The following is an 18227-nucleotide window of genomic DNA, read 5'->3' as shown; positions in this document are numbered from 1 at the left end:
AGAGGATTAACGTGCCGGCAAGCAATCGACGAAAAAGAGAGGGCGGCGGGACCGGATAGGTGCCGCCGCCCCAACGTTTTCCAAGACTCGAAAATCAGCCCGCCGCGAGCGCCGCCAGCAGCAACAGGGCGACGATGTTGGTGATCTTGATCATCGGGTTCACCGCAGGGCCGGCAGTGTCCTTGTAGGGATCGCCGACCGTGTCGCCGGTCACCGCGGCCTTATGCGCCTCCGAGCCTTTGCCGCCGTGATGGCCGTCCTCGATATACTTCTTGGCGTTGTCCCACGCGCCGCCGCCGGCGGTCATGGAAAGCGCCACGAAGATGCCGCCGACGATCACGCCGAGCAGCAGCGCACCTAGCGCCGCGAAGCCGTTTTCCTGCCCGGCGAGGAGCGTGATCAAGAAATAGACGACGATCGGTGCGAGCACCGGGAGCATCGAGGGGACGATCATCTCCTTGATCGCTGCCTTGGTCACCAGATCCACGGTGCGAGCGTAATCGGGTTTGCTGGTGCCCGCCATGATCCCGGAATCGCCGGCGAACTGTTCGCGCACGTCCTTGACCACGTCGCCCGCCGCGCGGCCGACAGCGGTCATGCCCATCGCCCCGAAGAGATAGGGCAGCAGCGCGCCGAGCAGCAGCCCGACGATGACGTAGGGATTCTCAAGGCTGAAATCGACGTCCGCATCCGGGAAGAACTCGGCGAGGTCGGTGGTGTAGGCGGCGAACAGCACCAGCGCGGCAAGCCCCGCCGATGCGATGGCATAACCCTTTGTCACCGCCTTGGTGGTGTTGCCCACCGCGTCGAGCAGGTCGGTTTTCTCGCGCACGCTGTCGTCGAGCCCGGCCATTTCCGCGATGCCGCCGGCATTGTCCGTGACCGGGCCGTAGGCGTCGAGCGCCACGACCATGCCCGCCAGCGCCAGCATCGCGGTGGCGGCATAGGCGATGCCCATGAGCCCGGCGAGCTGGAAGGTGGCGATGATGCCGGCGACGATGAGGACCGTCGGCAGCGCGGTCGATTCGAGGCTGATCGCGAGGCCCTGGATCACGTTGGTGCCGTGGCCGGTCTCCGATGCCTTGGCGATCGACTTCACCGGGCGATAGTTGGTGCCGGTGTAGTATTCCGTGATCCAGATGATCAGCCCGGTGATCGCAAGGCCGATCAGCGAACACCAGAACAGCGCCCAGCCAGAGAAGCTGGCGACCTGCTCGGCAGTGCCTTCCTCGGCCACCGGAGCGCCGGGGTCGATATTGACGGGGGCGCCGCCGATGACCGTGTCCATTCCGCCGAGCGCGATGTTGATAACGATCCAGATGAGCGGGATCGAGAGTACGGCGGTGACGATGAAGCCCTTGTACATCGCCCCCATCACGTTGGTGCCGCCCTTGCCGAGCCGCACGAAATAGGTGCCGATGATGCTGGTGACGATGCACGCGCCGCCGATCAGCAGCGGCAATGCCATCAGCGGCAGCAGGAGCTCGCCGAGCCGCTCGCCGAGGAGCAACGCGGTCAGCACCATGGTCGCACCCACGGTGACGACATAGGTCTCGAACAGGTCTGCGGCCATGCCGGCGCAGTCGCCGACGTTGTCGCCGACATTGTCCGCGATCACGGCGGGGTTGCGGGGATCGTCTTCCGGAATGCCCGCCTCGACTTTGCCGACGAGGTCGGCGCCGACGTCGGCCGCCTTGGTGAAGATGCCGCCGCCCAGACGCGCGAAGATCGAGATCAGCGAGGCGCCGAAGGCGAGGCCGACGAGCCCGTCGATCACCTCGCGGCTATTCGCAGCATGGCCGCCGGGGCCGACCAGGTACCAGAAGAAACAGGCGATCGCGAGGAGGGCGAGACCGGCGACGAGCATGCCGGTGATGGCACCGGCGCGGAAAGCGAGAGTGAGGCCCTGCTGCAGACCGCTCTGTGCGGCGGCGGCGGTGCGGACGTTCGATCGAACCGAAATGTTCATGCCGATGAACCCGGCGACGCCGGAAAGCACCGCGCCGATCGCAAACCCGACCGCGGGAATGATGCCAAGGAAGAAGAGGACTAGCACCGCCACGACCAAGCCGACGACCGCGATGGTGGTGTACTGCCGCTTCAGATAGGCCTGCGCGCCCTCCTGGATCGCGGCGGCGATCTCCTGCATTCGTTCGTTACCGGCCCCGCTGCCCAGCACCTGGCGGCTGGTCACGAAACCATAGACGACGGCCAGCAGGCCCAACAAAATGGAAATGAATACAAGATCCACGGAAAACTCCCCCTCCCGTTATGTCATATGCAACCCGACCTCTCCCAAGGCGGAGCCCGCAAGCGGGTATAATGGGCGGGCCCAAGCTGGCAAGCGCTAAGGAGGCGGGAGCTGAGTGCCGGTAGGTCAGCGATGGAGGTAGCCGAGGCGGTCGGTCGAAGCAGGCGGTGCGCCGTCGAGCAGGAGCGGATGTTCGGACGCGGCGATCGCGGTTCCGATCCGGAAGGCTGGTACCGGTAGCGTGGCGCGGGGATCGGCAGCGAACAGCAACTGGTAGTCGTCGCCCCAGCGCAACGCTTCCTCGCGACGGTCTTCGGGAAGGGCGAGCGGAACCGCGGCGGTGTCGATGTCCAGACCGATCCCGCTCGCCTCGGCCATGCGCCGGGCATCGAGCAGCAAACCATCGGATATGTCCATCATCGCGGTCACCAGCGGGGCAAGCGCGCGCCCTTCGTCGACCAGCGGCGTCGGCCGGCGATAGGCTGCGCTATCCGCCCCGGTCCCGTCGCGCAGCGCCTCGAAGCCGGCCAGCGCCGCACCGAGCGGACCGGTAACGAAGAGGGCATCGCCTTGCTTGGCACCGGTTCGCGAAGGCGCCGGACTGTGCGTCGCGCGGCCGATAGCGGTGCAGCCCCATTGCCGGGGACTCTCGGACTTTACCGTGTCCCCGCCGAGCAAGGGAACTTGGTATGTCTCTAGCACTTCGCGCAAGCCTTCGAGGAACCGCTCGTCCCCGTCGCCAAGCGTATGGCCGAGTAGCACGCCGAGCGGTTCTGCGCCCTTGGCAGCGAGATCGGAAAGGTTCACCGCCACCAGTTTCCAGGCGATATCGGCGGGATCCTGTCCCTGGAGGACGTGCACGCCCTCGGCCAGAACGTCGTGGGTCAGGATCAGTGTCTCGCTGCCGATCTCCAGCACCGCGGCATCGTCGGCAAGATCGCGGGCCGCCGAATGCAGCGGCAGGGCACGCAGGGCGGCGATGAATGCCGCTTCGTCTATGACCGCACCGCCTTGGCCACCGCGTCGAGCACGCCGTTGACGAATTTCGCCTCGCGGTCGTCGAAGAAGGCCTTAGCGACATCGACATATTCGCTAATCGCGGCGCCGGTGGGCACGTCGTTGCGAGCGATCAGTTCGAACGTGCCGCAGCGCAGGATCTGCAGCATGGTCTTGTCGAGCCTGGCGAGGGTCCAGCCCTGCGCCAGCCGCGCGGCCAGCAATTCGTCGATCTCGCCGCGGCGGGCATCGACGCCGCCCACCAGATCGTCGAAGAAATCGATCTCGGCCTCGGCGTAGTGTTCGTCCTCGATTATCTGGCCCAGACGATGCCGATGGAATTCATCGAGCAGCCGGGCGAGGGCGGTGCCTTCCATCTGCTGTTGATAGAGCGCCTGCACGGCGCCCAGACGGGCGGCGCTGCGGGCCTGCGAACGAGGATTGCTGTTCATTTCAGCCTCAAGGCTACGGATTTCGCGTGCGCCGGCAGGCCTTCGGCCTCGGCAAGCCGGATCGCGGCGGGTCCGATGGCCGCAAGCGCGGCTTCGCTGGCGTCGATGAAGCTGGTCCGTTTCATGAAATCGAGCACAGATAATCCGCTGGCGAAGCGCGCACGGCGCCCGGTGGGAAGGACATGGTTGGGCCCGGCGATGTAATCGCCGACCGCTTCGGGGGTGTGCCGACCAAAAAAGACGCTGCCGGCGTGGCGGAGCCGGTCGAACAGGGCCTGGGGATCGGCAACGGCAAGCTCGACATGTTCGGCGGCGAGGCGGTCGGCGAGCGGGACCGCATCCTCGATGTTCTCGACCACCACGATCAATCCGTGCGCGTCCCAACTGGCGCGGGCGGTCCGCGCGGTGGGCAGGTTCATGAGCTGGAGATCGATCGTATCTTCAACCATGCGGGCCAGCCCCTTGTCGTCGGTGATCAGGATCGACTGGCTGGTCGGATCGTGTTCTGCCTGGCTCAAGAGATCGGCGGCGATCCATTCGGGATCGTTGTCCTTGTCGGCAATGACCAGAATCTCGCTCGGCCCGGCGACCATGTCGATGCCGACGACGCCGTAGAGCTGGCGCTTGGCCTCGGCGACCCAGGCGTTGCCGGGCCCGGCGATCACGTCGACCTTGGCGATCCGCTCGGTGCCGTAGGCCATCGCCGCGACTGCCTGCGCCCCGCCGACGCGCCAGATTTCGTCCACCCCGGCGATGTGCGCGGCGGCGAGTACGAGCGGGTTGCTCTCGCCCTTGGGCGTCGGCGTGGTGACCACCAGCCTTTCCACCCCGGCGACTTTTGCGGGGATGACATTCATCAGCAAGGAGGAGGGATAGGAGGCGCGGCCGCCCGGGACATACAGCCCCGCCGCATCGACCGGGCGCCAGCGGCTGCCGAGCCGCATGCCGATTTCGTCCGTATGATCGCGATCCGCAGGCAGCTGATGCTCGTGGAAGGCACGGATGCGCTTTGCGGCAAGTTCGAGCGCTTCGCGCAGGTCCGGTTCCAGATCGCGATAGGCCGCCTCGCAAGCCTCGCCGTCGATCGTCCAGTCCGCTTCGTGGGTGAGCCGGTGATCGTCGAAGCGCATGGTGTATTCCACCAGCGCATCGTCGCCGCGCTCGCGCACTTCGTTGAGCATGGTTGCGACATCGCGCGAGACGTCGGCGTCGCTCTCGCGGCGGTTGCGTACGACACGTTCGAAAGCTCGTTCAAAACCCGGGTCGGAGGCGGTGAGGAATTGCATCAGGCGGCCTTGCGCTCCGCCGCGTCGGCGCGGAAGGCCTCGACCAGTGCCCCGACGCGTGGATCGGTCTTCAACGCTGCGCGGTTGACGATCAAGCGGGCGGTGATGTCGAGGATGCGGGCGGTTTCGACGAGGCCATTGTCCTTCAGTGTCTGCCCGGTCGAGACGAGATCGACGATCCGCCCTGCAAGCCCCAGCGCCGGAGCAATCTCCATCGCGCCATTGAGCTTGACGCATTCGGCCTGAATGCCGCGTCGTTCGAAATGGCGGCGGGTCAGGTTCGGATATTTGGTCGCGACGCGCAGGTGGCTGGCGCCGCTCTGCGCGCTGTCCGCGCCCGCAGGTTCGGCAACGGCAAGATGGCAGCGGCCGATTGCGAGATCGACCGGCGCATAGAGTTCGGCATAATCGAATTCCTCGATCACGTCCGATCCGACGATACCCGCCTGCGCTGCACCATGCGCGACGAAGGTGGCGACGTCGAAAGCGCGCACCCGGATCAATCGCAGGTCCTCGCGCGTCGTCGGAAAGGTCAGCGAGCGGTTGGCCTTGTCGTGGAAGGAAGCATCGGGCACCACGCCGGCGCGGGCCATGACCGGCAGGGCTTCCTCAAGAATCCGCCCTTTCGGGATCGCGAACGTAAGCGTGGGAGTTGAAGAGGGGTCGGGCATCGGGCGCGTCAGATAGGCAGCGGTGGAGCAAAGGGCAATGAAAACGGATGAAGCGCGTTACGAGGCGATCGACCCTCAAGCGCGCGGGCCCGAGGCGGTGACGCGGGCTTTCGAGAACCAGATTGCCTATTGCCGCGACAACGGTGCGCCGATCACGGCCGGGGTCAATCGAGGCCTGCGCGAACTGATCGACACCGACCGGGGCGGAACGGTGATGCTGCGGGTTCGCAAATGGGCCGGCGCGCCGCTGGCCGATGCCTTGCCGCTGCGGCTCGCGGGCGGGCTTCACGCGCTGCATCTCACGGGCGCAGAACAGTCGCTCGCGCCCATCTACGACGGGCTCGATCCCAACGACACTGCCGACCTCCTCGCCAATGCGATCGAGCGGCACGAGGCGTTCCTCCTACCCTGGCTCGACGGACCGCCCCAGACCAACGAGGCGGGGCGCAGCTGGGGCTACGCCGCAGCCATGCTGTGGCTGGCGGACAGGGGTCTGCCACGAGATTTCGCGCTGTACGAAATCGGCTCGAGCGCGGGCATCAACCTGATGATGCGGCGCTATCGCTACGATCTCGGCGGTGTGACCGTCGGCCCGGATACTTCGGGCATGCGGCTGAGCCCGGAATGGCACGGGCCGTCGCCATCCGGAGGCGGTTTCGACATCGTCGGCGCGAAGGGCTGCGACATCGCGCCGGTCGACCTTACCGATCCCGACCAGGCGCTGCGCCTCAGGGCCTACGTCTGGCCCGAATTCACCGAACGCTTCCACCGGCTGGACGCCGCGATCGAGGCCGCCAATCGGTACCCGCCGGAGATCGAGCGCAGGGGTGCCGGCGATTTCGTCGACGACATCCTGGCAGCGGAACCGCAGCCCGGGGTGACGCGTGCGCTGGTACATTCGGTGGTGTGGCAATATATCGGCGAAGACGAACGCAGGCGTATCACGCTGGCGATGGAAAGGGCCGGGGAGGCCGCGACGAAGGATTCCCCGCTGGCGTGGATATCGCTCGAAGCCAATCGCGACACCCACAGGCATGAATTGAACGTAAGATACTGGCCCGGCGGCGACCAGTGGCGTCATCTCGGCACCGCGCACCCGCACGGTGCATGGGTGGAGTGGACGGGCTAGGGTCCGCGCGCAAGAAAACCTTCCATCGCCGCATTGACCGCTTCGGGCGCCTCCCAGGGCACGAAATGCCCGCAGTCCGGAACCTCGACCAGGGTCAGGTCCTCGACATGTTCTTGCAGGCCATCGGTGTTCGCCGGAGGCAACGCGCGGTCGTCCTGCCCCCAGATCACCAGCGTGGGGATTTTCAGTTTCGGCAGCGCGGGTGGGTCCCATTCGTCGGGCAATCCCATGGGCGCATCGACAGGCAGAATGTCGACCGGGCTCGCGCGGTACCAGTTCAGCATGGCGAAGGCGGCGTCGCGGTCCTGCCATTCGTCCAGCAGCCGCGCGCGTTCCTCCGGCTCCATCCGGTCCGGCTCGTCCCATTCGATCTCCTGCATCAGCAACCCGCCCAACCCGTGTTCGCGCACCAGCGCATCGTTGGCCGGATCGCGGAAGCCACGCATGTACTGGCTCGCCGCGCGCTGGGTCTCGTCGGTGTAGAGCAGGTTCTGGAAGATCGCCGGATGCGGCGCATTGGCGATGACGCAGCGTGCGACCCGTCCGGTGCCGGTGCCCTTCTGGCCCGTGATGGCCACGCCCCAGGCGATCGCGCCGCCCCAGTCGTGGCCGACGACGGTGAATTCGCCCACGCCCAGTTCGGCAGCGAGCAGGAAGATGTCGCCGATGAGCTTGTCGGGCGTATAGGCATCCACCTCCTGCGGCTTGGACGAGCCGCGATAGCCGCGCTGGTCGGGCGCGATGCAGCGGAAGCGGTCCGAAAAATGCGCGATCTGGTGCCGCCACGTCCGGTGGCTTTCCGGGAAGCCGTGCAGGAAGATCAGCGCCGGCGCATCCCTGGGGCCTTCATCGACGACATCGAGCTCGATCCCGTTCGCCAGCGCGATCCGGCGCTGCTGCCAGAGTTCAACCATCCTCCTTCATCCTTTCCATGTAGCCGCCGGCCACCATCGCGGCGACCTGGTCGAACAGCTGGTCGGGGGTGCGGCGCAGCTCGCCCATCGCCTCTTCCATGCCCTCGGCGACGATGATCTCGCGGCTGTTCAATTCGACTGCATCGACGATCCGCTTCGCCGCCTCGTCGGCCGCGATGCCGTTGTCGATCACCTTGTCGCTGCGGCCGCGCGGAGTGCCGTCGGCGGCCAGCGCATTGCGGCTGACGTTGGTCGCCACCGAGCCGGGGCAGACCACGTGGACGCCGATCCCGCTTTGCGACAGCTCCGCGCGTAAGGCATCGGCATAACCGATCAGCCCGAACTTGGCGGCGCAATAGGCGGTCCGCATGGGCACCCCGACCTTGCCGGCGATGCTGGAGATGAACAGCAGCCGGCCCGATCCGCGTTCCACCATATGCGGCAGCAGCGCCTGGGTCGCGGCGATCTGTGCGGTGAGGTCGATCTCGATGATGTCGCGGTAGACCTGCATGGCGGTATCGACCGCGGCGCTGCGCTGCGAGATGCCGGCATTGGCGACGAAGACATCCACCCCGTGCCAGCCGATCGCCTCACCGGTCGCCGCGCGCATTGCCGCCTCGTCGCGGACATCGAAAGGCAGAACGAGGGTTTCGGTTTCGAGATCGTCCGCGACTTGCCGCAGGCGTTCCTCGTCGCGCGCGGACATCACGATCCGCGCGCCGCGGCCCGCCCATTCGCGCGCCAGCGCTGCCCCGATGCCGCTGCTCGCCCCGGTGATCCAGACGGTCTGATCGCTCATAGCTGCTCCTCTTCAGGGATAGGTAACGGTCTTGGGCGCGCCGTCGGGCAAGGGTATGCGCTCCTCGCTGTCGCCGGGCACCTCCGGGAAGCGTCGTTCCCGCCAATCCGCCTTGGCCTGCTCGATGCGCTCGCGGCTCGAACTGACGAAGTTCCACCAGGCATGGCGCTCGGTCGCAAAGGCCTCGCCGCCGAGCAGCATGATCCGCCCGCCGCTCTCGGAACGCAGCGTCATCGCTACCCCGGGCGCGAGCACGGTGAGCTGGTAGAGTTCGAGCGGAATGCCGTCGATCGCCGCTTCGCCGCCGACCAGCATCACCGCCCGCTCGTCGGCATCCGCTGCGATCGGTACCGATCCTCCGGCATCGAGCGCGATGTCGGCGTAGATCGTGTCCGCATGAGTGGTGGTCTGCGCCTGCGCGCCCCACAGTTCGCCCATTACCACAATCGCCCTGCTGGACCCGTCCTCGACCACGGGCAGATCCTTCACTGCCTCGAAAGCGGGGTCGATTTCCTCCCGGCCGTCGGGCAACGCCAGCCAGGTCTGCATGCCATAGAGCTTCGGTCCGCTCGCGCGCTCTTCCGCCGGGCTGCGTTCGGAATGGACGATTCCGCGCCCCGCTGTCATCAGATTGACCTGTCCGGGGCGGATCGTCGAATAGCTGCCCAGGCTGTCGCGGTGGTCGATCGCGCCCTCGAACAGCCAGGTCACGGTGGCCAGGTTGATGTGCGGGTGGGGCCGCACGTCCATGCCGCTGCCGATGTCGAGTTGCGCCGGCCCGAACTGGTCTACGAAGATGAACGGACCGACCATGCTGCGCGCCTTGCTCGGAAGCGCTCGCCGGACCTTGAACTGGCCAAGATCGTGGGTGGTCGGAGTGATGGTTTGGGCGATCATGCTGCCCGCCGCCTGCGATTGTCCCATACCGTTTCCTCGTCTAGCAGCGCCGGTATGGCGCTATCCTTCCTCGTGTTCGACGACTTCCTCGAACAGCCTGACCAGTTTCGCAAGCAAGCTTTGTCACTCGACTATCCAGATTTGCCAGGACCGTTTCCCGGCCGGAACAGCGTCCAGCGTCTCGAGATACCCGGGCTCGCCCGATATGTCTCGCAGCTTGTCGGCGAGCCGCTCAAGCCTATCGAACCGCGCGAATCCCACGGCAAGTGCCGTGTCACCCTGGCCAGCGATCCTCGCCGCGGAGCCATTCACGTCGACAAGTCGCAGTGGTCGGGCATCCTCTACCTGACCAAGCCGGAAAATTGTCGCGGCGGGACGGAGTTCTTCCGTCACAAGAAAACCGGTCTCGAACGCTCGCCGATCAGCGATGCCGAAGCGGCGGCCATGGGCTTGCCGGGACGCGATGCGGTGCTCGATCAGACGATCGGCCAGGATGGCAACCGGCGCGGGCCGTGGGAAAAGACGATGGACATCCCGATGCGATATAACCGGCTGGTGATGCTTCGACCGTGGTTCTTCCACACGGCCGGCCCGGGTTTCGGCAAGTCGATCGAGGACGGTCGGTTGATCTACGTCATGTTCTTCACGCTGGACAGGTGAAGAGCGGCGTCACCTTCCGTCGAGCTCGGGATAGTGGCGGAAGATCCCGTCCTCGTTGAAGGGGATGCGCCGTTCGCTGCCGCAATAAGCCGCGATGCCTTCGATCCGCGACACGGCATCGCGGCAGGCGACCAGTCTGGGATAGCGCGCCCCGAGCGCCTTCATGCGGCTTGGGAAAGCATAGCGCAGCCCTTCGATCACTTGGAACAAGGAGGTGTCCACGTGGGTCCATCGCGATCCGAGGACGAACGGACCGCCGTTGCGCTTGCCGAGCGCCTTTTCGAAATGATCGAAATATTTCGGCACGCGTTCCTCGCGGAACGCCGCCGCGGCGCGCGCAGCGGCATCCTTCTGATCGTCGTAGTAAAGGCTTCCTGCGATCGGATGGTGGGTGTCGTGGGCCTCCGCCACGATGTCGGCGATGGTCAGTTGCAGCTGGATCAGATGGAGATCGGTCGGCAGGTCGCCAGCCCCGTGGCCGTGTCGATCGGTCAGCCAGGCGAGGATGTGAGCGACTTGGGCGATGGCGAAATCGGTCTCCCGTTCGACAAGATAGGGCGGGGCGTAGGGTGCAAATGCATCGCTCTTCTCGCGTGCCTCCATATCCTCCACCAGCGCCTGTGCATCGGCGGATCGAGCTCGATCGCGGTAGGAAATACCCGCTGCTTCCATAAACAGGCGCACGAATTCGCCCCGACCCTGGATCGAGGGCCAGTACCATAGGTCGTATTGCGCATCGCTCATGGCATTTCCCTCATTCCGTGGGTGCCGATGCCTGGATGGCCAGCGCGTGGACGCGCTCGCCGGGAATATCGACCAGCGCCTTGTTCACCGCGCGCTGGCGTTCGACCCTGCTCATCTCGGCGAAGGCAGGGGCCTCGATGACCACGGTGAAATGCGATTCGCCGCTGCCGTCGTCGCCGGCATGGCCGTGATGCTTGGCGCTGTCGTTGATCACCTCGAGGCGGGTGGGGGCGAAGGCCTCGGTCAAAAGGCGCTCCATTTCCTGCTGGACGGGTCCGGGCACGGGTTCGAATTCTCCTTCGGGGGTTTTCTAAAGCGGATCGCTTCACCATCCTAATGCGATGCGACCGTCGAAGTTTCATGGACGTTACGAGGCCGAGGGGCGAGTGTGCGAGCACCCCGCCTGCACCGAACCGGGAGAGTTCCGCGCGCCGCGGACCGGCGGCCACGGTTTCGACGGTCCGGGCGGATGGCGCTGGCTCTGCCTCGACCATGTCCGCGCGTTCAACGCCGGCTACGACTGGTTCGAAGGGATGAGCGCCGAGGAAATCCTCGATGCGCAGGGCCCGGCGAGCGGCTGGCGCACCGAGAGCCCGAGTTTCCGGGGCGGTATCGGCGGGGTCGACGGCATGCCCCGCTGGGCGGATTACGACGATCCGCTCGATGCCATTTCCGCGCGCGCGAGCGGCATCAAGAGCCGCGCCCGGCGCGAGGCGGAACTGGCGATGGACGGGCGGTTCAGCCGGGCGGAGGCGGAGGCGTTGGAAACCATGGGCCTCGGCAGCGATATCGATCTAAGGCGGTTGCGGCGGCGCTACTCCGAACTCGTGCGCCGCTATCACCCCGACCGCAACGGCGGCGACCGGCAGTACGAGGCACGGCTGAACCGGGTGGTCGAGGCCTATCAGACGCTGCGGAAGAGCGCTGCGATCGCGTGACGCGAAGCCCTCAATACGTCAACTTGGGGTGCCAATCCGTGCCCCGGCCTTCCGGCGTGGTGTCGAGGATGTTCCATAGCGGCGCGAAATCGACCGCGCCGCGCGGGTCCTGTCCCGGATCGGCGGCCTCGGCGGGCATCTCGGCGGCGTAGAAATAACGCACCGTTCCGCCGGCTTCCTTGCGGAAAACGGTGTAGGCGGGAAACTCCCAGCCCTTTTCGGGATCGAGCCCGCCGTGATCGAGCGCAAAATCGTCGCCGACCGTCTGCACGAAGTCGAGATCGCGCCAGCCGCGTTCCAGTGCGAAAGCCTTTTGCCGCTCGACCGGGCTGCGACCGAGGATCTTGAACGCGGCGCGCTGCTTCACATCGGCGGCATTGCCGTTCGCGCCGCCGAGGAAGTTGGTGCACATCGGGCAGGGGCGTTCGCGCTCCGGCCCGTACATCCAGAAATAGGTGACCAGCGTATCGTGTTCTCCGAACAGATCGACGAGCCCGACCTCCTCGCCATTGGCATCTTTGAAGCGATAGTCCTTCTCGACCACCGGCCCCGGCGGCAGTGCCTGCCGCAGCCTGGCCAGCCGGGTGAGCTTGCGGCGCGCCTCGATCTCCTCGGTCAGCAGTGCGGTGCGCGCCTCGGCATAGGCCTCGCTTTCGCCGTGCAGCCCATTGCGCAGGTTGGCGAGATCCGCCGCTGGTTTCAGCTCGCTCATGATTTCAGCGCATAGGCCACGAGAGCATTGGCATGACCGTGTCCCATGCCATGTTCGGATTTGAGCATGTCTACCAGCTCCATGTGTTTCGCGGGTTGCCTAGCCTCGATCAGCTCCACCCAGTGATCCACCGGCTTACCGTATTTCGCTTCGATCGAGGGGAAATAGGAAGCCGGGCCCTTGGTCCTTTCGGTCATCGATTTCCTTTCAATCCCGGTCGGGAGCGCCGGGCGGGAAGTAGTGGCGATAGGCTCGCGCATCGTCGACGCAGCGCGCCACCGCTGGCAGGGCGAGCAATTCGGCGCGGTAGTCGGCGAGCTTGGGGCAGTCCTCCGGAATGCGCTCGATCCAGTCGCCGTAGAAGAGAGACGGGGCCGCCGCGCAGGTGACCAGGCTGACATGCGGGCGAAGCGGCAGGTCGTCGAAACGCTCTTCGATCCAGCGGTAGGCGCGCAGCAGTCCCGTCTTGCCTGCTTCGACCTGCTTTGCGTCGGGATGGTCGCGGTCGGCGATGAATGCGTTTACCACCAACTGGCCGCTGCCCATGACGTAGTTGTCGAACACGCGGTCGACCATCCGCAACCACGCCGCCTCGGCGGGATCGATGGGTATCAGGGGCGCTTGCCCCGGATGATGCACCGCGAGATATTCGATGATCGCCGACGCCTCGATCACCGTCGTATCCCCATCGACCAGAACCGGAAACTTGCCGGCCGGGTGCGCTGCCTGCACGAATTCGGAATTGGCCGGACCGTCCGGTGCGCCGGGATCGACGTCGCGGAACTCGAATCCCGTGCCGTTGGCGTAGAGCGGGATCAGCGCCTTCCACGTGTAGGACGAGAAGCGGTGGCCGTAGAGCGCTAGCATCACCAGCTTCCCTCCTCGATCCGGCGGCGGCGTTCGATCTCGCGTTCGCTGGTGATCGGGATGGGCGCTTCGGGCGGGTAGGGCGGGAGCTCGCCCACGGGGCGATAGGTCGCCACCACCGTGCCCTTGTCGGTCACCCAGTGGTCGGTCATCTCCAGCCGTTCGACCGGCGTGCCCTCGCCGAACATCCGCTTGCCGCGCCCCAGCACGACCGGGAAGGTCATCAGCACCAGCTCGTCGATCAGGCCTGCGGAGAGAAGGCCGGGATAGATCGTGCTCGAGCCCTGGATGACCAGATCGGGACCGTCGGATCGCTTGAGCGCGGCGACATCCTCGATGCCGGCAAGCCGGTGGCTGTTTTCCCACGGCAAGTCCTGATCGCCGCGCGTCAGCACGTATTTCGCCGCCGCGGTGAAGGCTTCGCTCATCGGCTTGTTCTCGCCCTCGGCATAGGGCCAGTAGGCGGCGAAGATGTCGTAGGTCCGCCGGCCGAGCAGCAGATCGTACTCGCCGCCGAACAATTTGCCCAGCGCGGGCTCGATGCCTTCGTCCCACAGCTTGAAAACCCAGCCGGCCTCCTCGAAGCCGCCCTGCGGATCCTCGCCCGGGCCGCCGGGGGCCTGCATCACTCCGTCGAGCGAAAGGAACATACCTCCGACGATCTTGCGCGCCATCAGCCGCGTCCCGCCCGCGCGGCGTCGATCGCGGCGACGTCGATCTTCTGCATCGCGATCATCGCCTCGAAGGCGCGGCGCGCCTCGTCGCCGCCGGCTTGCTGCGATTCGAGCAGGGTGCGCGGGGTGATCTGCCAGCTGAAACCCCATTTGTCCTTGCACCAGCCGCAGGCGCTTTCCTGTCCGCCATTCTCGACGATGGCGTTCCAGTAGCGGTCGGTCTCGGCCTGGTCCTCGGTCACCACCATGAAGCTGACGCTCTCATTGGGCTTGAACATGTCGCCGCCATTGAGGCCCGAGAACGCGCGCCCGCAGACGGTGAATTCGACCGTCAGCGCGTCGCCCTGCTTGCCGCTCGGAAAATCGGACGGGGCGCGAAAGATCGTGCCGACGTGGCTGTCCGGAAAGGTCGAGGCGTAGAAATTCGCCGCGTCCTCGGCATCGCCGTCGAACCACAGCACGGTGGTGAGCTTGTCAGCCATTCTGCATCTCCTCGATCAGCTTGTGGTCGATCGCCTGCGCCTCGCGGCAGGCCGTGCGCGAGGTGGAGCGTTCGGAATAGGTCCGGAAAGCTTCGCGGTCGGGCAGCGTGCCGAATTCCAATCCCCACGATACCTGGCTGGCGACATAGACGTCGGCCATGGTGAAGCGCTCGCCGCAGACATAGTCGCGGCCCACCAGCATCGTCTCCAGCGTGTCGACCGTGCGGTCGTAGGTGCCGAAGCCCGGCATGGCCTGCTTGTCTTGCGGCACGTCCCAGCCCATCGACTTCGCGGTGACCGCCTGTTCCACGGGGCCGGCGGCGAAGAAGAGGTAACGATAATAATCCGCCGATTCCTCGGCCTTCGGGGTCAGTTCGGGTGCCTGCTGCACCGCCAAATAATGGCAGATCGCCGCTGCCTCGGTAACCACGTGCCGGTGCCCGAGGTGGTGGTGGACGAGGGTCGGCACCTTGCCGATCGGATTGGCATCGAGCAGCGCCTGCGGCTTGTCGTCCCACGGCACGAGCACCGGCTCGTAGTCCGCGCCTGCCTCGTGTAGCGCCCAGCGCGCGATCTGCGCCCGGCTCATCGGATTGAAGAAGAAGGTATAGTCGGCCATCGTCGTTTCCTTCAGTTGCGCTTGCCGAGCAGGGCGAACATCGCGCCCTGCGGGTCCATGCCGTTGAGCACGTATTCCCCGCCCGGTATCTCGGCGGGGCCGAACAGGATCTGTCCGCCGTTCGCGGTGGTGTAGGCCGCCGCCGCATCGATATCCGGGACGCGGAAATAATAGTTCCACAGGGACACCGGCATTTCGGCCGATTTCTGGAGGATCGCGCCGAGCATGTTCGTGTGCGGCGGGTTGCGATACATGTCGTAAGGACCCATCTCGCCCATATCCATGCTGTCTCCGAGCTCCCAGCCGAACAGCGCTTCGTAGAATTTCCGGGCCCCTTCGCGGTCGCCGCTGGCAAGCTCGTTCCAGGCGCAGTGCCCGGCCACCGGGCCGTCCTGCGCGAAAGAGGTGCTGTGCTCGTCGGAAAAGCCGCGCATGATGTAGAAGGGTGCGCCGTAGGGATCGGCGCAGAAGGCGAAGCGGCCGACATCGGGAATGTCCTGCGGCTCCATCATCACGCTTCCCTTGGCGTCTTTTACCGCGACGGCAGCCTGGTCGACATCGTCCACGCCGATATACCCCGTCCATAGGGGGCGAGCGCCGTTGTCCTGCATCGCCGACGTAAGCTGCATGAGCCCGCCGACGTCGGGTCCGTCTGCGCGAAACAGGCGATAGTCCATGTCCGATTGCCCGGCGGAATGGAACGTCCAGCCGATCAGTCCGGCGTAGAATTCCTGCGCCGCATCGGCGTCACTCGTCATCAGCTCGTACCAGATGAAATCGCCATGATGATTGGGCACGGTTCTACTCCTTTCGCTCCGCATCGGCTGCTTCGAACTGCGCGATCTGTTCCGCCCGGGCATCCCCGAAGGCGGGGCGGGAAGTGATGCGCTCGATGTAGGCGTCGCTGGACGGGCGACCCCCCCGTTCGCGCAGGAGCGATAGGCGAAGGACGTCGGCCATGAGCAGATTGGCGGCGGTGAAGGTGTCACCCACCAACCATTCGCGCTCCGTCAACACCGCCTCGAGCTGGGTCAGCCGCATGTCGAGCCAATCCGAGATGGCGGAAATGTTCTGCTAGTTCCACGACAGCACCACCCACGGCATCGTCACCATCTCGATCGAATTGAGCGCCGCGACGATCCATTGAACGACTTCGGCCTCCAGAACCGGATCGCGCGGCATCAGACGCTCGCTCCGGCGCGCCAGATGGATCAGACCCGCACCGCTCTCGAACATGCGAATATCGCCGTCTTCCAGCATCGGCACCTGGCCGAAGGGCTGGCGGTCGAGGTGATTGGTCTCGCGGCAATCGAAGGGAACGGTGGCGATGTGGTAGGAAATGCCGGCTTCCCGGCAGGCCCATCGCAGCCGGAGATCGCGGACATAGCCGCGCGGCCCTTCCGGCACCCAGTCGTAGGTCCAGATCGTGACCGGACCGGTCACGCCTTTCAGGCCTCTTTCCAGACCAGCGGTTCGAAGCCGCCGTAGACCATGCGCTTGCCGTCGAACGGCATCTCGCCGAATTGCTCCATCCGCGGGTCTTCCATCATCTTCTTTTCCGCGGCCTCGGCGGTTTGCTTGTCCTTCCAGGTCACCCAGGAGAAGACGATCTTCTCGCCTTCCTCGGCCTTGACCGCGCGGCGGAAATCGGTGGTGTGTCCATCCTTGACGTCCGCCTCCCAGCATTCGACCTGCGAGAGCGCACCGAATTCCTTGGCCAGGTCCCAGAATTTCTCGGCCACCTCCTTGTAGACGTCCTTGTTGCCTTCCGGCACGGCGAGGATGAATCCGTTCACATAGGGCATGGTTTTCTCCTACTCGGGTTGGTTCAGGCAGCGGCGTCCGCATGGCCGGGAGCGCTCTGGAGCGCCGCCTCCATGTCCATCCAGTTGGGCTCCCAGATGTGTCCGTCGGGGTCCTCGAAGCTGCGGCCGTACATGAAGCCGTGATCCTGCTTCGGGTTGGGATCCGCCCGGCCACCGTTTGCAGCGGCGAGATCGACGATGGCATCGACCGCCTCGCGGTCGTCCCGGCTTATCGCCAGCAGCAACTGCGCGCTCTTGCGGGCATCGGGGATGTCCCTGTCGGTGAAGGTCTTCCAGAAGTCATGCTTCAGCAGCATCACGAAGATGGCGTCCGACAGTCTCATGCAGGCGGCATCTTCGTTGGTGAAATCGGGCTGGGTGGCGAAACCGATCGCCTCGTAAAAGGCCTTCGATCGCGCGAGATCGGCGACCGGCAGGTTCACGAAAATCATCTGGGTCATGGCTCTCTCCGGCGACTGGCTCGCGACTCGGCACTTGAAATTTCTGCGCCATTAGGTTACAAAAAGCAACAATGAAGGTACCAAGAGAAACCAAAGCGGGTCGAAGCGTGCATGGAAGGTGGTATGGCGATGCCTGTGGAACGGCTTTCGCCATGGAATTGATCGGCGAGCGCTGGTCGCTGTTGATCGTCAGGGAATTGATATTCGGACCACGCCGCTTTTCCGACCTTCGCGCCAGCCTGCCCGGAATGTCCGCCAAGGTGCTTACCGAACGGCTCGCTACGTTGGAGGGCTCGGGCGTGCTGATGAAGCGCAGGCTTCCGCCCCCCACAGCGGCCCAGGTCTACGAATTGACCGAATGGGGTTATGAGGCCGAGCCGATGATCCAGGAGCTCGGCCGTTGGGCGGCAAAATCGTCGCAACACGATCCGACCCTGCCACTGTCGCCGGTATCCTTCCTGCTATCGCTGCGCACGATGTTCGATCCGCGCAAAGCAGGCAGTTGGCGCACACGCATGGGCTTTCGCTTTCCAGATATCAGCTTCGTAGCCGACCTTGCCGAAGGGAAAATGGCGGTGACCCGCACCGAGCCGGAGGAATGCGACGCGGTGTTCGTCGCTTCGGCAGGTCCCCCGCTCGCAGCTTTGTTCTATGTGGGGATGTCGCCGGATCAGGCGGGTGTGGGGATCGAAGGCGATCCCGGTTCAGCGGCGCGCTTCGTCGAACTGTTCGAATTGCCGGAGAAGATAGGCGGGAGAGATTGATCAGCCCGAGCCGAAGGATTCATGCGGACGACAACCGCCCTTACGAACCGCTTCGCACACCGGACGCCCTAAAGAGCGCTTGCTCAGAATGCCCAGTTGGCTTTAA

25 protein-coding genes are annotated in these 18227 nt (G+C 65.4%); 4 read left to right on the top strand and 21 right to left on the bottom strand.

Annotated features, from left to right (window positions below; translation table 11 throughout):
* Positions 1-94: 94 nt before the first annotated feature.
* The 5 genes from ACGHN1_RS12640 to hisG form a co-directional block, all read right to left on the bottom strand.
* Positions 95-2251, bottom strand: coding sequence for a sodium-translocating pyrophosphatase (locus ACGHN1_RS12640; protein ID WP_390551210.1), 2157 nt, complete (start codon positions 2249-2251; stop codon positions 95-97).
* Positions 2252-2377: 126 nt separating this feature from the next.
* Positions 2378-3250 (bottom strand): thiamine-phosphate kinase, encoded by an 873-nt coding sequence (thiL, locus tag ACGHN1_RS12635; RefSeq protein ID WP_390551257.1) that lies wholly within the window; start codon positions 3248-3250, stop codon positions 2378-2380.
* Positions 3247-3699: a transcription antitermination factor NusB gene (gene nusB / locus ACGHN1_RS12630; RefSeq protein ID WP_390551209.1), complete on the bottom strand. Its 453-nt coding sequence runs from the start codon at positions 3697-3699 to the stop codon at positions 3247-3249. The genes thiL and nusB overlap by 4 nt, the downstream gene beginning before the upstream one ends.
* A complete protein-coding gene (hisD, locus tag ACGHN1_RS12625; protein WP_390551208.1) occupies positions 3696-4985 on the bottom strand; it encodes a histidinol dehydrogenase in 1290 nt (429 codons plus the stop codon). The genes nusB and hisD overlap by 4 nt, the downstream gene beginning before the upstream one ends.
* Entirely contained in the window at positions 4985-5656 is a 672-nt protein-coding gene (hisG, locus tag ACGHN1_RS12620; RefSeq protein WP_390551206.1) for an ATP phosphoribosyltransferase, read from the bottom strand. The genes hisD and hisG overlap by 1 nt, the downstream gene beginning before the upstream one ends.
* A gap of 37 nt (positions 5657-5693) precedes the next feature.
* Between hisG and ACGHN1_RS12615 the strand changes: the two genes are divergently transcribed.
* Positions 5694-6785: a DUF2332 domain-containing protein gene (locus tag ACGHN1_RS12615; RefSeq protein WP_390551205.1), complete on the top strand. Its 1092-nt coding sequence runs from the start codon at positions 5694-5696 to the stop codon at positions 6783-6785.
* Here the strand turns inward: ACGHN1_RS12615 and ACGHN1_RS12610 are convergent.
* The 3 genes from ACGHN1_RS12610 to ACGHN1_RS12600 are packed head-to-tail and all read right to left on the bottom strand — an operon-like array spanning position 6782 to position 9422.
* Positions 6782-7699 (bottom strand): alpha/beta fold hydrolase, encoded by a 918-nt coding sequence (locus tag ACGHN1_RS12610; RefSeq protein ID WP_390551204.1) that lies wholly within the window; start codon positions 7697-7699, stop codon positions 6782-6784. The two genes, ACGHN1_RS12615 and ACGHN1_RS12610, sit on opposite strands and share 4 nt — an antisense overlap.
* A complete protein-coding gene (locus tag ACGHN1_RS12605) occupies positions 7692-8498 on the bottom strand; it encodes an SDR family NAD(P)-dependent oxidoreductase (protein WP_390551202.1) in 807 nt (268 codons plus the stop codon). The genes ACGHN1_RS12610 and ACGHN1_RS12605 overlap by 8 nt, the downstream gene beginning before the upstream one ends.
* Before the next feature lie 12 nt (positions 8499-8510).
* Entirely contained in the window at positions 8511-9422 is a 912-nt protein-coding gene (locus tag ACGHN1_RS12600; RefSeq protein WP_390551200.1) for a pirin family protein, read from the bottom strand.
* 27 nt (positions 9423-9449) lie between these two features.
* Here ACGHN1_RS12600 and ACGHN1_RS12595 point away from each other — a divergent pair, with 27 nt between their 5' ends.
* Positions 9450-10055: a DUF6445 family protein gene (locus tag ACGHN1_RS12595; RefSeq protein WP_390551199.1), complete on the top strand. Its 606-nt coding sequence runs from the start codon at positions 9450-9452 to the stop codon at positions 10053-10055.
* A gap of 9 nt (positions 10056-10064) precedes the next feature.
* Here the strand turns inward: ACGHN1_RS12595 and ACGHN1_RS12590 are convergent, their stop codons facing one another.
* Together ACGHN1_RS12590 and ACGHN1_RS12585 are read right to left on the bottom strand one after the other, a co-directional pair.
* Complete coding sequence (locus ACGHN1_RS12590) at positions 10065-10799, bottom strand: glutathione S-transferase (RefSeq protein ID WP_390551198.1); 735 nt, start codon at positions 10797-10799, stop codon at positions 10065-10067.
* Between the two features lie 10 nt (positions 10800-10809).
* On the bottom strand, positions 10810-11082 hold the full coding sequence (locus tag ACGHN1_RS12585) for a BolA family protein (RefSeq protein WP_390551197.1): 273 nt from the start codon (positions 11080-11082) through the stop codon (positions 10810-10812).
* 58 nt (positions 11083-11140) lie between these two features.
* Here ACGHN1_RS12585 and ACGHN1_RS12580 point away from each other — a divergent pair, with 58 nt between their 5' ends.
* On the top strand, positions 11141-11737 hold the full coding sequence (locus ACGHN1_RS12580; protein WP_390551195.1) for a DnaJ domain-containing protein: 597 nt from the start codon (positions 11141-11143) through the stop codon (positions 11735-11737).
* A 10-nt stretch (positions 11738-11747) separates the two neighbouring features.
* Here ACGHN1_RS12580 and ACGHN1_RS12575 read toward each other — a convergent pair whose 3' ends face one another.
* Genes ACGHN1_RS12575 through ACGHN1_RS12525 form a run of 11 tightly spaced genes read right to left on the bottom strand, consistent with a single transcriptional unit; the run spans position 11748 to position 17357 of the window.
* On the bottom strand, positions 11748-12449 hold the full coding sequence (locus ACGHN1_RS12575) for a DUF899 family protein (RefSeq protein ID WP_390551194.1): 702 nt from the start codon (positions 12447-12449) through the stop codon (positions 11748-11750).
* Positions 12446-12646, bottom strand: a complete 201-nt coding sequence (locus tag ACGHN1_RS12570) for a DUF4287 domain-containing protein (RefSeq protein WP_390551193.1) — start codon at positions 12644-12646, stop codon at positions 12446-12448. The genes ACGHN1_RS12575 and ACGHN1_RS12570 overlap by 4 nt, the downstream gene beginning before the upstream one ends.
* Before the next feature lie 10 nt (positions 12647-12656).
* Positions 12657-13316, bottom strand: coding sequence for a glutathione S-transferase family protein (locus ACGHN1_RS12565; RefSeq protein WP_390551256.1), 660 nt, complete (start codon positions 13314-13316; stop codon positions 12657-12659).
* Positions 13316-13990, bottom strand: a complete 675-nt coding sequence (locus tag ACGHN1_RS12560; RefSeq protein ID WP_390551192.1) for a dihydrofolate reductase family protein — start codon at positions 13988-13990, stop codon at positions 13316-13318. The genes ACGHN1_RS12565 and ACGHN1_RS12560 overlap by 1 nt, the downstream gene beginning before the upstream one ends.
* Positions 13990-14472, bottom strand: a complete 483-nt coding sequence (locus tag ACGHN1_RS12555) for a VOC family protein (protein ID WP_390551191.1) — start codon at positions 14470-14472, stop codon at positions 13990-13992. The genes ACGHN1_RS12560 and ACGHN1_RS12555 overlap by 1 nt, the downstream gene beginning before the upstream one ends.
* The gene (locus ACGHN1_RS12550; protein WP_390551190.1) at positions 14465-15091 is read right to left on the bottom strand and encodes a glutathione S-transferase family protein; all 627 of its coding nucleotides are present in this window, start codon (positions 15089-15091) and stop codon (positions 14465-14467) included. Before ACGHN1_RS12550 ends, ACGHN1_RS12555 begins: the two co-directional genes overlap by 8 nt.
* Before the next feature lie 11 nt (positions 15092-15102).
* Positions 15103-15888, bottom strand: a complete 786-nt coding sequence (locus ACGHN1_RS12545) for a VOC family protein (RefSeq protein ID WP_390551189.1) — start codon at positions 15886-15888, stop codon at positions 15103-15105.
* A gap of 4 nt (positions 15889-15892) precedes the next feature.
* Entirely contained in the window at positions 15893-16132 is a 240-nt protein-coding gene (locus tag ACGHN1_RS12540; protein ID WP_390551188.1) for a glutathione binding-like protein, read from the bottom strand.
* Between the two features lie 33 nt (positions 16133-16165).
* On the bottom strand, positions 16166-16534 hold the full coding sequence (locus ACGHN1_RS12535; RefSeq protein WP_390551187.1) for a glutathione S-transferase N-terminal domain-containing protein: 369 nt from the start codon (positions 16532-16534) through the stop codon (positions 16166-16168).
* 5 nt (positions 16535-16539) lie between these two features.
* Positions 16540-16896: a DUF1428 domain-containing protein gene (locus ACGHN1_RS12530; protein ID WP_390551186.1), complete on the bottom strand. Its 357-nt coding sequence runs from the start codon at positions 16894-16896 to the stop codon at positions 16540-16542.
* A gap of 23 nt (positions 16897-16919) precedes the next feature.
* On the bottom strand, positions 16920-17357 hold the full coding sequence (locus ACGHN1_RS12525) for a VOC family protein (protein WP_390551185.1): 438 nt from the start codon (positions 17355-17357) through the stop codon (positions 16920-16922).
* 152 nt (positions 17358-17509) lie between these two features.
* Here ACGHN1_RS12525 and ACGHN1_RS12520 point away from each other — a divergent pair, with 152 nt between their 5' ends.
* On the top strand, positions 17510-18121 hold the full coding sequence (locus tag ACGHN1_RS12520) for a winged helix-turn-helix transcriptional regulator (RefSeq protein ID WP_390551183.1): 612 nt from the start codon (positions 17510-17512) through the stop codon (positions 18119-18121).
* Positions 18122-18227 lie beyond the last annotated feature (106 nt).

The sequence above is a fragment of the Qipengyuania sp. MTN3-11 genome (genome assembly GCF_042851825.1).
Classification (GTDB): domain Bacteria; phylum Pseudomonadota; class Alphaproteobacteria; order Sphingomonadales; family Sphingomonadaceae; genus Qipengyuania.
The sequence above is the reverse complement of the archived record's forward strand: the minus strand, read 5'-3'. Positions and strand labels throughout refer to the sequence as shown.